This is a genomic window from Jatrophihabitans sp. (assembly GCF_036388195.1).
Taxonomy (GTDB): domain Bacteria; phylum Actinomycetota; class Actinomycetes; order Mycobacteriales; family Jatrophihabitantaceae; genus Jatrophihabitans_A.
In genome coordinates this window covers 1-12,549 of sequence record NZ_DASVSG010000172.1, presented here as the reverse complement: position 1 = coordinate 12,549, position 12,549 = coordinate 1, and the positions used below count along the sequence as shown (strand labels likewise).

The following is a 12,549-nucleotide window of genomic DNA, read 5'->3' as shown; positions in this document are numbered from 1 at the left end:
GGCCCGCGTCCCAACCCAGGCATGATGCCGCCGCGCCCGAACCCGGGCATGGTTCCCGGCCGTGGCGGTCCCGGTGGCATGGGCCGTCCCGGCGCTCCCGGGCGTCCGGCAGGTCCCGGTGGCGCAGGCGCTGGCCGTCCGGGTGGCCCGGGCCGTCCCGGTGGCGCTCCCGGCGCCGGCGGCGGTTACCGCGGTGGTCCCGGTGGCGGTGGCGCTCCCGGTGGGGGTGGTGGTTACCGCGGCGGCCCAGGTGGTGGCAGCGGCGGCGCGCCGAGTGGCGCTCCCGGTGGTGGTGGTGGCGGTGGCTTCGGCGCCCGTCCCGGTGGTGGCGGCCCAGGTGGCCGCGGCCGGGGAGCCGGCACCGCAGGCGCCTTCGGCCGCCAGGGTGGCCGTCCGACCCGCGGCCGCAAGAGCAAGAAGCAGCGGCGTCAAGAGTTCGACAACATGTCTGCCCCGTCGCTGGGGGGCGTGCAGGTTCCGCGCGGCAGCGGCGAGGTGCTGCGGCTGCCCCGTGGCGCGTCGCTGTCGGACTTCGCCGAGAAGATCAATGCCGAGCCGGCCGCGCTGGTGACGGTGATGTTCCACCTCGGCGAGATGGTCACCGCGACCCAGTCGGTCAACGAGGAGGTCCTGCAGCTGCTGGGGGCCGAGCTGAACTACAACGTCCAGGTCGTCAGCCCCGAGGACGAGGACCGCGAGCTGCTCGAGTCCTTCGACCTGACCTTCGGCGACGACGAGGGCGGCGACGAGGCGCTGGTGGCCCGTCCACCGGTGGTGACCGTGATGGGTCACGTCGACCACGGCAAGACCCGGCTGCTGGACGCGATCCGCAAGTCCAACGTGATCGCCGGCGAGGCAGGCGGCATCACCCAGCACATCGGCGCCTACCAGGTGCACGTGGAGCACGAGGCGGTCGACCGGGCCATCACCTTCATCGACACCCCCGGTCACGAGGCGTTCACCGCCATGCGTGCCCGTGGCGCGTCCACCACCGACATCGTGGTGCTGGTGGTGGCAGCCGACGACGGTGTGATGCCTCAGACGATCGAGGCGCTCAACCACGCGCAGGCGGCGGACGTGCCGGTCGTGGTCGCCGTGAACAAGATCGACAAGGAGGGCGCCAACCCGCAGAAGGTGCGCCAGCAGCTCACCGAGTACGGGCTGGTGGCCGAGGAGTACGGCGGCGAGACGCTGTTCGTCGATGTGTCGGCGCGCAACAACCTCAACATCGACGGGTTGCTCGAAGGCATCCTGCTGACCGCGGACGCGGCGCTGGACCTGCGGGCCAACCCGAACCAGGACGCCCAGGGCATCGCCATCGAGGCGCACCTGGACCGCGGCCGTGGCCCGGTGGCTACCGTGCTGGTGCAGCGCGGGACGTTGCACGTCGGCGACTCGATCGTCGCCGGCGACGCCTTCGGCCGGGTCCGGGCGATGCTCGACGACGACGGCAAGCCGGTGGAGATGGCCGGGCCGGGCACTCCGGTGATGGTGCTGGGCCTGACGTCGGTTCCCGGCGCCGGTGACTCCTTCATCGTCGTGGAGGAGGACCGGATCGCCCGCCAGATCGCCGACCGGCGCTCGGCGCGCGAGCGCAACGCCCAGCTGGCCTCCAACCGGCGGCGGATCTCCCTGGACGACCTGGACAAGGCCCTGGCCGCCGGCGAGGTCCAGCAGCTGAACCTGATCATCAAGGGCGATGTGTCTGGTTCGGTGGAGGCCCTCGAGGACTCGCTGCTCAAGATCGAGCTCAACGACGGCAACGACGAGGTCTCGCTGCGGGTGATCGGCCGTGGCGTCGGCGCCATCACCGAGAACGACATCAACCTCGCCATCGCCTCGGACGCGGTCGTGATCGGCTTCAACGTCCGGCCCGAGGGCAAGGCGCGCGAGGCTGCCGAGCGTGAGGGCGTCGACGTCCGGTACTACACGGTCATCTACCAGGCGATCGACGAGATCGAGGCGGCGCTCAAGGGCATGCTCAAGCCCGAGTTCGTCGAGGCGCAGTTGGGGACGGCCGAGGTCCGCGAGGTGTTCCGGGTCCCGAAGATCGGCAACGTCGCCGGCTCGATCGTCCGGTCGGGCACCATCCGGCGCAACTCCAAGGCCCGGCTGGTCCGCGACGGCATCGTGGTCAACGAGCATCTCAGCGTCGAGTCGCTGCGGCGGTTCAAGGACGATGCCACCGAGGTCCGGGAGGGTTTCGAGTGCGGTATCGGCCTCGGGTCGTTCAACGACATCAAGATCGGCGACGTCATCGAGACCTACGAGATGCGTGAGAAGCCACGCGGCTAAGAAGTCAGCGAGGTTTACCGAAGGCCCATGCTCAGCGCCGCCTGGCGGCGCTGAGCATGACCTTCTGGTGGGCCGTGAGGTAAGGAGTGAGAGCCATGGCCGATTCGCCACGCTCGCGCCGGATGGCCGGTCGTATCCGCCAGATCGTCGCTTCCTACATCGAGAGCCAGATCAAGGATCCGAGGCTGGGCATGGTGACCGTCACCGACGTCAAGATCACCGGTGACCTGCACGATGCCTCGGTGTACTACACCGTGCTCGGTGACGACTCCGAGCGGGCTGACTCGGCCGCCGCGCTCGAGGCTGCCAAAGGTCAGATCCGCAGCGAGGTGGGACGCCAGACCGGCGTCAAGTTCACCCCGACGGTGTCGTTCTTCCTCGACGAGCTGCCCCAGTCGGCCCAGCACATCGATGAGCTGCTCGCCCTCGCGCGGCAGGCCGATGCCCAGGTGGAGCGGGCCCGGGCGCACGCGGTGCCGGCCGGGGATCCCGACCCGTACCGCAAGCCACGCGAGGTGGACGAGGAGTGAGCCGGCCGGCTGGCAGTGCGGTGCCGGCTGGCAGTGCTGTGCCGGCGGGCAGTGCTGTGCCGGCGGCAGCGTTCCGGCCGGCCGGCGCGTCGGACTGGCCGCTGATCTGGCCGTTCTGGCGCCAGGTCGTGGCCGCCGGCGACACCTACTGCTACGACCCGGCGATGGGCTATGAGGCCGGGCAGCAGCTGTGGTTCGGGTCGGCGCCGGACCAGGTGTGGCTGGTGAGCGAGGGCAGTCCGGAACCGGCCGTGGCGCTGGGCAGCTACCGGCTCGGCCCGAACAAGCCCGGCCCGGGCGCGCACATCGGCTCCGCGTCCTACATGGTCAGCGAGGCCGCCCGGGGCCGGGGAGTCGGCCGGGCGATGGTGCTGCACAGCCTGGAGCAGGCCCGTGCGGCCGGGTACCGGGGCCTGCAGTTCAACGCGGTCGCCGCCTCCAACGTGTACGCGGTCAAGCTCTATCTCGACCTCGGCTTCACCGTGATCGGCACGGTGCCGGGCGGTTTCTGCCATCCCGAGCAGGGCTTCGTCGATCTGCTGATCATGTTCCATGAGCTCTGACCCCGCGCTGGGCATGGTCGAGGTCCCGACCCGCCGGATCGTCTCCCTCGCCGCCTCGGCGTTCGTGGTGCTGGCCGCCGAGCCGCTGTTCGTGCTGGTGGACACCGCCGTCGTCGGGCACCTGGGACGCGTCCCGCTCGCCGCCCTGGGAGCGGCCGGCACCGTGATGACGGTGCTGGCGGTGCTCGGCAGCACGCTGGAGTACGGGACCACCGGACGGGCGGCCCGCTACTACGGCGCCGGCCGGCGCGAGGCCGCGGTGAACGAGGGCGTCCAGGCATCCTGGCTGGCCCTGGCGATCGGGCTGCTGGCGGTGCTGGTGGGCCAGCTGGTGGCCAGGCCGGTGGTGCAGGCGGTCACCGGCGGCGCAGGGCCGGTCGCCGACGCCGCGACCGAATGGCTGCGGGTCGCCATCCTGGGGCTGCCCGGCATCCTGATCGTGCTGGCCGGCAACGGCTGGCTGCGTGGCGTCCAGGACACCCGGACGCCGGTGCGGATCGTGGTGGTGGCGAACGTGCTGTCGGCGCTGGCCTCGCCGCTGCTGGTGTATCCGGCCGGGCTGGGGCTGACGGGCTCGGCGATCGCGAACGTGCTGGCCCAGTGGGTCGGCGCGGCGCTGTGCCTGCGGGCGATCCGCGCCGAGGGGGTTCCGCTGGCGCCGGCCTGGCCGGTGATGCGGGCGCAGCTGGTGGTCAGCCGGGACCTGGTGATCCGGGCGCTGGCGTTCCAGGCCGCGTACCTCACCGCGGCCGGAGCGGCCGGCCGGATGGGCGCCGCCCAGCTCGCCGCGCACCAGATCGGCCTGCAGCTGTGGCAGTTCATCGCGCTGCTGCTGGACTCGTTCGCGATCGCCGCCCAGGCGCTGGTCGGGGCGGCGCTGGGCGGCGGGGCGGTGGCGGCGGCCAAGAGCACCGCCTGGCGGGTCAGCCGCTACGGGCTGGTGGCCGGCGTGGTGTTCGCGGTGATCATGGCGGCCGGGTGGTACCTGATCCCGGCGCTGTTCACCTCCGATGCGGGGGTTCGCGAGCAGGCGCACGTGCTGTGGCCGTGGCTGGTCGCGATGATGCCGGTGGCCGGGATCGTCTTCGCCCTGGACGGGGTGTTGCTCGGCGCCGGGGACAACGCGTTCATCCGGACGATTACCGTGGTGTCGGCGCTCGGCGGTTTCGTCCCGCTGTGCCTGCTGGCGGTGTGGCTGGACTGGGGGCTGTCCGGGGTTTGGGCGGGCCTGGCGGCCTTCATCGGGGTGCGCTTCGTCGGCATGGTGTGGCGCACCCGGAGCGGCCGCTGGCTGGTGGTGGGCGAGCAACGCTGAGAATGGTGGGCACAGGAGGCGCGAGCGATGGCAGGTAGGCGGGGCGGCTCGAACCGGGCCACCTACATCTCCTGGGTGACCGACAAGCCCGGCACGGAGCAGCCTGCCCGCCGGAGCGCCTGGGACCGGCTGCGGGTCCGGTTCGACGACTTCTCGTTCCTGGACGCCTTCTTCGCGGCGTTGTGCGTGGCCGTCTTCGACTTCGTCGCCGTGCTGGTCGTGTCGGGCTGGCAGAGCGCCGAGTGCGGTGACCTGTGCGGGCTTCGCACCCAGCTCCACCTGCTGCACGTGTCAGCCGTCCTGACCCTCACCGCGGTAGCGCTGCCGCCGCTGATCCTCGCCTTCGTGCTGCGCCGGGGACGGGTGGCCGCGGTGGCCGTGCAGGCCGTGCTGTGCCTGGTGGTGGTGGTCAACGTGGTCGGCACCGAGCACCGCCTGGTGCCTCGGATCAACGGGACCGCGCCGTGCTGGAACCCCGACTACAGCCCTGCCGAGTGCCCGTGGGGGCCCAAGGACTGACGGGCAGGAGCTGCCCGAGGGCGCGGGGTACGCTCGCGCCCGGAGAGCCGGACTGCAAGGGCCGGCGATCCCGGCCCGCGCTCGGTGTGCGAGCCGGCCGCGGGCGGCTGGACGAGCGGCTGAACTACTGAGACGGGCGACGGCGTTGGCGAGAAAGGGTCCGACCGGACCGGGCGGGCTGATCGTCCTGGACAAGCCCGCGGGCATGACCTCCCACGACGTGGTGTCGAAGGTCCGCCGGATCGCCGGCACCCGCCGGGTGGGACATGCCGGCACCCTGGACCCGATGGCGACCGGCGTCCTGGTGCTGGGGGTGGAGCGGTCCACCAAGCTGATGAACCACCTGATCCTCACCGACAAGACCTACCAGGCAACCATCCGGCTGGGGGTGGCCACCAGCACCGACGACGCCGAGGGCACGGTGCTGTCCACCGCGTCGGCGGCCGGCCTGGACCGGGCCGCCCTGGAGGCTGCCATCGGCGCCCTGACCGGCCAGATCCTGCAGCGGCCGTCCTCGGTGTCGGCCATCAAGGTCGAGGGCGAGCGGGCCTACGCGCTCGTCCGGGCCGGCCAGCAGGTGGAGTTGGCAGCCCGTCCGGTGACCGTCGACCGGTTCCAGATCGTCTCCGAGCCCCGCTCTGTCGGCGACTGCTGCGAGGTCGAGGTCGAGGTGGACTGCTCGTCCGGCACCTACATCCGGGCGCTGGCGCGTGACCTGGGCGAGCTGCTCGGGGTGGGCGGCCATCTCACCGCGCTGCGCCGGACCCGGGTCGGGGTGTTCACGCTGGCGCAGGCGCTGACCCTGGAGGAGCTTGCGGAGCTGGCCGATCCGATCGTGCTGCCGCTGCCGCGGGCGATCGCCGCCACCATGCCGGTGCGCCGGCTGACGCCGGGGGAGGCCAGCGAGCTGACCTTCGGCCGGACGATCGAGCCGGCCGGCATCGAGGGCACCTACGGCGGGATCGCCGAGACCGGTGAGGCGGTGGCGCTGCTGCGCGAGTCCGACGGCCGCGCCCGTCCGGTGCTCGGGTTCACCCCGGCCGGCTGAGCCGCGCCGCCGGGCCGGCGGGGCAGCTGCGGGGTGACAGCTAAACTAGACCGAACGAGCCCGCCTGCGGTCCGCGCCCCCGGCGCGTGGCGAACCGGCGTGCGGGCAGCGACTCGATGTGATCCCTGAGGAGACGTAGCTACCCATGGCCACCACGAATGACCTGAAGAACGGCTTGGTGCTCAACATCGACGGCCAGCTGTGGACCGTGGTGGAGTTCCAGCACGTCAAGCCCGGCAAGGGCGGCGCATTCGTGCGGACCACGCTGAAGAACGTGCTGTCGGGCAAGGTGGTGGACCGGACCTTCAACGCCGGCACCAAGGTCGAGACCGCGACGGTGGACAAGCGGGCGATGACCTACCTGTACAAGGAGGGCGAGGACTTCGTCTTCATGGACGGCGACACCTACGACCAGATCCACGTGCCCGCCGCGGTCGTCGGCGACGGGGCGAACTACCTGCTCGACAATGCCGAAGCCGTGGTCGCGGTGCACGAGGGGGTGCCGCTCTACATCGAGCTGCCCACCTCGGTCGAGCTGCTGATCACCTACACCGAGCCGGGCCTGCAGGGCGACCGGGCCACCGGTGGCACCAAGCCCGCCACGGTGGAGACCGGCGCCGAGGTGCAGGTGCCGCTGTTCGTCACCACCGGCGAGAAGATCAAGATCGACACCAGGGACGGCCGCTACCTCGGCCGCATCAACGGCTGACCCGAGTGAGCATCGCAGGCCGGGAGATCTAGCATGGCTGCTCGCAGCAAGGCCCGGAAACGGGCGGTGGACCTGCTCTACGAGGCCGACCTGCGGGGCGCGGACCCGGTGACGACGCTGGCCGAGCGAGTCGCCCTGGCCGACCCGCCGATCAGCGACTACACCGTCGAGCTGATCGAAGGGGTCACCGCGCACCGGCCCGCCATCGACCAGCTGCTCCACGACTACTCCGAGGGCTGGACGCTGGACCGGATGCCGGGAGTGGACCGGGCGGTGCTGCGGATCGGGCTGTACGAGCTGCTGTGGGCCGCCGACGTCCCGGACGCGGTCGCCATCGACGAAGCGGTGGAGTTGGCCAAGCTGCTGTCCACCGACGACTCACCGAAGTTCGTCAACGGCATCCTGGGCAGGGTGTTGCGTGATCAGCTGCCGGCCGGCGGCGCCGCCGTCACCTGAGAAGGTTGGCGAAGGAAGCGCTAGTCGAGGCCGTGGCCGATCGAGCCGGGCGCGAGCACGCCCCAGCCGAGCAGCTTCTCGGTCAGCCGTTCCAGCGAGGTGTCGAACATCAGCGCCAACGCGCGCAGGTCCTCGCCGCGGATCGAGAGCACCTTGTTGCCGTAGTCGCCACGCTGGCGCTGGATCGAGTGGGCGTACCGAACCAGCGGAGCGGCGTCCTCGGCGGGCACGTGCTGCAGCTTCTGCAGGTCGAGCACGACCTTGCCGCCGCTGTCGGCACGGCTGCTGGGCGCGCCTTCCTCGGTGGGCAGCAGCTCGGAGATGGGCACGCCGTAGAACTCGGCGAGCTCGGCCAGCCGGGCCACGGAGACCGCTCGGTCGCCGCGCTCGTAGGAGCCGACGACCACCGCTTTCCACTTGCCGTTGGACTTGCGTTCCACACCGTGCAGGGACAGCCGCTGCTGGGACCGGACCGCCCTCAGCCTGGTGCCGAGCGCCCGGGCATATTCACGATCGTCCGGGGCTAGCCCGCCGGCCTCGGAGCCGGCGCCTTCGGCGCCCGGCGCAGCGGCAACATCTTCACCGATGGTCGGAGTGTTGTACTCAGTCACGTCCCCGTCCTTAAAGAGAGTGGCCACGCGTGGTAATCGTTTTCGTCTGGCTTGTTACCCAATTTCTGTTGGTAACGGTGACTTCGCAGGGTAACACTTCCACCTACTGTAACCGGGCAACCCGACACTAGCGCCTATGCGTGGTTGACATCCTTCTCTCTGCTACGGTCAGTGTCGATCCGACGTCCTTTAACGACTCGTCCAGTGAGGCGAGGAAGGGGGTCTACGCAGCGTGCCTGCGCAGCCAGTACCAGCCCCGGCGACTCCCGCCGTGGAGCCACCCACATTCACCGCACCTACCTCCCAATCGGCGTCCAAGCGGCCCGCGCCACGGTCAGCCGGCGCGAAGACCGTCCTGCAAGCGGAGGACATCTCCCGGGTGCTCGACCGGATAGCCCACCAGATCCTGGAGAAGACCCAGGGCGGCGAAGGGGTGGTGCTGCTCGGCATCCCCACCCGTGGCCAGCCGCTGGCTCAGCGGCTCGCCGACCGGATCGCCAGCTTCGCCGGCGTCCGGGTGGCCCTCGGCAGCCTCGACATCACCCTCTACCGGGACGACCTGCGCACCCAGGCCAGCAGGCCGCTGGGACGCACCGTCGAGCCCGAGGGCGGCGTGGACGGCAAGCTGGTGATCCTGGTCGACGATGTGCTGTTCTCCGGCCGCACCGTCCGGGCCGCCCTGGACGCGCTGATCGACCTGGGACGCCCGCGCGTGGTGCAGCTGGCGGTGCTGGTCGACCGCGGGCACCGCGAGCTGCCGATCCGCGCCGACTACGTCGGCAAGAACCTGCCGACCTCGGCCGAGGAACAGGTCCGGGTCAGCCTCGCCGAGACCGACGGCGTGGACGAGGTCAGCATCGTGGGGGTGGCATGAGCGAGCATCGACCGAGCGCCAGCGAGGCAGGAGCGCAGCGAATGGCAGGGATGAGCGCTCGCGCGAAGACCGTGGACATCGCATGATCAGGCACCTGCTCTCGGCCGGCGATCTCGATGCCGCCAGCGCCGTGCAGATCCTGGATTCGGCCGAGCAGATGGACGCCATCCAGCACCGGCTGGTGAAGAAGCTGCCGGCGCTGCGCGGGCGCACCGTCGTGAACCTGTTCTTCGAGGACTCCACCCGGACCCGTTCCTCCTTCGAGATCGCCGGAAAGTGGCTGTCGGCCGACGTGATCAACGTCAGCGCCAAGGGCTCCAGCGTCAGCAAGGGCGAGAGCCTGCGCGACACCGCGCTGACGGTCGCCGCGCTCGGGGTGGACGCCCTGGTGGTCCGGCACTCGAGCTCGGGCGCGGTGCAACGGATCACCGAATGGGTCGACTGCCACGTCATCAACGCCGGCGACGGCACCCACGAGCACCCCACCCAGGCGCTGCTGGACGCGTTCTCGCTGCGCCGCCGGCTCGGCGAGCTGACCGGCCGGCACATCGTCATCGTGGGCGACCTGACCCACAGCCGGGTGGCGCGCTCCAACGTCCTGCTGCTGAGCACCCTGGGCGCCCAGGTCACCCTGGTGGCGCCGCCCACCCTGATGCCGGCCGGCGTGCACAGCTGGAACTGCACCACCAGCTGGGACCTCGACGCGACCCTGGCCGGCAAGGTGGCCGGCGACGTCGATGCGGTGATGATGCTGCGGGTCCAACGCGAGCGGATGGGCAGCGGCTCCTCCGGTGGCCGCGCGGCCGACGTCGGCTACTTCCCGACCGAGCGGGAGTACGCGATCGGCTACGGGCTGAGCCCGGCCCGGCTGGACCTGCTGCCCGAGCATGCGCCGGTGCTGCACCCGGGGCCGATGAACCGCGGGCTGGAGATCTCCTCGATGGCGGCCGACAGCGGCCGGTCGCTGGTGCTGGACCAGGTCCGGGCCGGGGTGGCCGTCCGGATGGCGGTGCTCTACCACCTGCTGGCCGGCGCCGACGAGGCCGGGAGCGCAGCGGCCGGGGTGACGTCGTGACGCGCCCGGTGCTGCTGCGCGGTGTCCGGCCGCTGGGCGGGCCGTCCACCGATGTGCTGCTGGCCGACGGGATCATCGCCGAGGTCGGGCAGAAGCTCAGCCCGCCGGACGGCGCGGAGCTGATCGAGGCCGACGGCGCGGTGCTGCTGCCCGGCCTGGTCGACCTGCACACCCACCTGCGCGAGCCCGGCCGGGAGGACACCGAGACGATCGCAACCGGGTCCGCCGCGGCTGCCCTCGGCGGCTTCACCGCGGTGCACGCGATGGCCAACACCACTCCGGTGGCAGACACCGCCGAGATGGTCGAGCAGGTGGCCAAGCTGGGCGAGCAGGCGGGGCTCGTGGACGTCCGTCCGGTCGGCGCGGTCTCGCGCGGGCTGGCCGGCGAGCAGCTCGCCGAGATCGCCAACATGGCCCGCTCGGCCGCCCGGGTCACGGTGTTCAGCGACGACGGGCACTGCGTCAGCGATGCCCGGCTGATGCGCCGGGCGCTGGAGTACCTCAAGCCGTACGACGCCGTGCTCGCCCAGCACGCCCAAGACCCCCGGCTCGCCGACGCCAGTTGCTGCGCCCACGAGGGTGAGCTGTCCGGCCGGCTGGGGCTGCCCGGCTGGCCGTCGGTGGCCGAGGAGAGCATCGTCGCCCGCGACGTGATGCTGGCCCGGCACACCGGCTCGCGGCTGCACGTCTGCCACGTCTCCAGCGGCGGCACCGTCGAGGTGCTGCGCTGGGCCAAGGCCCAGGGCATCGCGGTGACCGCCGAGGTGACCCCGCACCACCTGCTGCTGACGTGTGACCTGCTGAGCAGCTACGACCCGGTGTTCAAGGTCAACCCGCCGCTGCGCCCGGCCGAGGACGTCGAGGCGCTGCGGGCGGGCCTTGCAGACGGGACGATCGACGCGGTCGCCACCGACCATGCCCCGCACGCCGCGCACGACAAGGACCACGCCTTCGGCGACGCCGCGTTCGGCATGCTGGGGCTGCAGACCGCGCTGGGAGTGCTCATCCAGACGATGGTCGAGCCCGGCCGGCTGGACTGGGCAGGGCTGGCCGACCGGATGAGCGTCCGGCCCGCGGTGATCGGCCGGTTGACCGGCCATGGCCGCCCGGTCGCGGCGGGCGAGCCGGCCAATCTGACCCTGATCGATCCGGCTGCGAGCTGGCTGGTCGAGCCGTCCGAGCTCGCCTCGCTGGCGCGCAACACCCCGTTCGCGGGCCGGCAGCTGCCCGGCCGGGTGCTGGCGACGTTCCTGCGCGGGCGGGCCACGGTGCGCGACGGCCGGCTGGCGGCCGGCCAGCAGGGATATGCGCAGCAAGTAGGGGCATGACCCGGCCGGCGTGGATTACGGCCATCGAGCAGCACCGAAGAGACAGCAGAGAACGAGGAACCCAGTGAGTGACACAGCGATTCTGGTGCTGGAGGACGGCCGCGTCTTCTCCGGCGAGTCCTACGGGGCGGCGGGGGAGACCTTCGGCGAAGCGGTGTTCAACACCGGCATGACCGGCTACCAGGAGACCTTGACCGACCCGTCCTATCACCGTCAGGTGGTGGTGCAGACCGCTCCGCACATCGGCAACACCGGGGTGAACGACGAGGACCAGGAGTCCTCGCGCATCTGGGTGTCCGGGTATGTGGTGCGCGACCCGGCCCGGCGGATGTCGAGCTGGCGGGCGAGGAGGTCACTCGACGACGAGCTGCAGAGCCAGGGCGTGGTGGGGATCTCGGGCATCGACACCAGGGCGCTGACCCGGCACCTGCGCGAGCAGGGAGCCATGCGGTGCGGGATCTCCTCGACCGAGCGGGACCCGGAGGCGCTGCGGCAGCGGGTGCTCAGCTCGCCGCGGATGGCCGGCGCCGACCTGGCCGCCGAGGTCAGCACCGAGCAGCCCTACACCGTCGAGGCGATCGGCGCCCATCGGTTCAGCATCGCGGCGATGGACTACGGCATCAAGGCGATGACCCCGCACCGGCTTGCCGAGCGGGGCATCACCAGCCACGTGCTGCCCGCCACCTCGACCCTGCGGCAGGTGCTCGACACCGGCGCGGACGCGGTGTTCCTGTCCAACGGCCCGGGCGACCCGGCCACCGCCGACGGGGCGGTCGCGCTGCTGCGCGAGCTGCTGGGCGCCGGCATCCCGATCTTCGGGATCTGCTTCGGCAACCAGCTGCTGGGCCGCGCCTTCGGCTTCGGGACGTACAAGCTGCGCTACGGCCACCGGGGCATCAACCAGCCGGTTCAGGACCGGGCCACCGGCAAGGTCGAGATCACCGCCCACAACCACGGCTTCGCCGTCGACGCCCCGATCGACCGGGTCAGCCAGACCGACTTCGGAGCGGTGGAGGTCAGCCACATCTGCCTCAACGACAACGTGGTCGAGGGGCTGCGGGCTCACGACGTCCCGGCGTTCTCGGTGCAGTACCACCCGGAGGCGGCCGCGGGCCCACACGATGCGGCCTACCTGTTCGACCGGTTCACCGAACTCCTGGAGGGTGTCGAGTGAGCATCGCAGCGAAGCGAGGAGCGGAACGAGTGGGCGATGAGCGCTCGCGCGA

The 12,549-nt window shown here is 71.5% G+C and carries 13 protein-coding genes; 12 read left to right on the top strand and 1 reads right to left on the bottom strand.

What is annotated here, in order from left to right:
• From infB to nusB, 8 genes are all read left to right on the top strand, one after another.
• On the top strand, window positions 1-2,295 hold a 2,295-nt coding region (gene infB / locus VF612_RS17655), incomplete at its 5' end, for a translation initiation factor IF-2 (RefSeq protein WP_408661169.1).
• 95 nt (window positions 2,296-2,390) lie between these two features.
• Entirely contained in the window at window positions 2,391-2,825 is a 435-nt protein-coding gene (rbfA, locus tag VF612_RS17650) for a 30S ribosome-binding factor RbfA (RefSeq protein ID WP_408661168.1), read from the top strand.
• Between the two features lie 56 nt (window positions 2,826-2,881).
• Window positions 2,882-3,388 (top strand): GNAT family N-acetyltransferase, encoded by a 507-nt coding sequence (locus tag VF612_RS17645; RefSeq protein ID WP_408661167.1) that lies wholly within the window; start codon window positions 2,882-2,884, stop codon window positions 3,386-3,388.
• Window positions 3,378-4,703 carry an MATE family efflux transporter gene (locus tag VF612_RS17640; RefSeq protein ID WP_408661166.1) on the top strand — a complete coding sequence of 442 codons (1,326 nt, stop codon included), beginning with the start codon at window positions 3,378-3,380 and terminating at the stop codon, window positions 4,701-4,703. Before VF612_RS17645 ends, VF612_RS17640 begins: the two co-directional genes overlap by 11 nt.
• Before the next feature lie 27 nt (window positions 4,704-4,730).
• Entirely contained in the window at window positions 4,731-5,222 is a 492-nt protein-coding gene (locus VF612_RS17635; protein ID WP_408661165.1) for a hypothetical protein, read from the top strand.
• A gap of 145 nt (window positions 5,223-5,367) precedes the next feature.
• Window positions 5,368-6,270, top strand: coding sequence for a tRNA pseudouridine(55) synthase TruB (truB, locus tag VF612_RS17630; RefSeq protein WP_408661164.1), 903 nt, complete (start codon window positions 5,368-5,370; stop codon window positions 6,268-6,270).
• Between the two features lie 145 nt (window positions 6,271-6,415).
• Window positions 6,416-6,979: an elongation factor P gene (gene efp, locus VF612_RS17625; RefSeq protein WP_408661163.1), complete on the top strand. Its 564-nt coding sequence runs from the start codon at window positions 6,416-6,418 to the stop codon at window positions 6,977-6,979.
• Window positions 6,980-7,012: 33 nt separating this feature from the next.
• A complete protein-coding gene (gene nusB / locus VF612_RS17620) occupies window positions 7,013-7,435 on the top strand; it encodes a transcription antitermination factor NusB (protein WP_408661162.1) in 423 nt (140 codons plus the stop codon).
• A gap of 20 nt (window positions 7,436-7,455) precedes the next feature.
• Here the strand turns inward: nusB and VF612_RS17615 are convergent, their stop codons facing one another.
• Window positions 7,456-8,046, bottom strand: a complete 591-nt coding sequence (locus VF612_RS17615) for a transcriptional regulator (RefSeq protein WP_408661161.1) — start codon at window positions 8,044-8,046, stop codon at window positions 7,456-7,458.
• Window positions 8,047-8,317: 271 nt separating this feature from the next.
• Between VF612_RS17615 and pyrR the strand changes: the two genes are divergently transcribed.
• The 4 genes from pyrR to carA all read left to right on the top strand — a co-directional run bounded on the left by pyrR (window position 8,318) and on the right by carA (window position 12,497).
• Complete coding sequence (pyrR, locus tag VF612_RS17610; protein ID WP_408661160.1) at window positions 8,318-8,920, top strand: bifunctional pyr operon transcriptional regulator/uracil phosphoribosyltransferase PyrR; 603 nt, start codon at window positions 8,318-8,320, stop codon at window positions 8,918-8,920.
• Between the two features lie 82 nt (window positions 8,921-9,002).
• Entirely contained in the window at window positions 9,003-9,995 is a 993-nt protein-coding gene (locus VF612_RS17605) for an aspartate carbamoyltransferase catalytic subunit (protein ID WP_408661159.1), read from the top strand.
• Window positions 9,992-11,323, top strand: a complete 1,332-nt coding sequence (locus VF612_RS17600; protein ID WP_408661158.1) for a dihydroorotase — start codon at window positions 9,992-9,994, stop codon at window positions 11,321-11,323. The genes VF612_RS17605 and VF612_RS17600 overlap by 4 nt, the downstream gene beginning before the upstream one ends.
• Before the next feature lie 64 nt (window positions 11,324-11,387).
• Window positions 11,388-12,497: a glutamine-hydrolyzing carbamoyl-phosphate synthase small subunit gene (gene carA / locus VF612_RS17595; protein ID WP_408661157.1), complete on the top strand. Its 1,110-nt coding sequence runs from the start codon at window positions 11,388-11,390 to the stop codon at window positions 12,495-12,497.
• The last annotated feature ends 52 nt before the right edge of the window (window positions 12,498-12,549 follow it).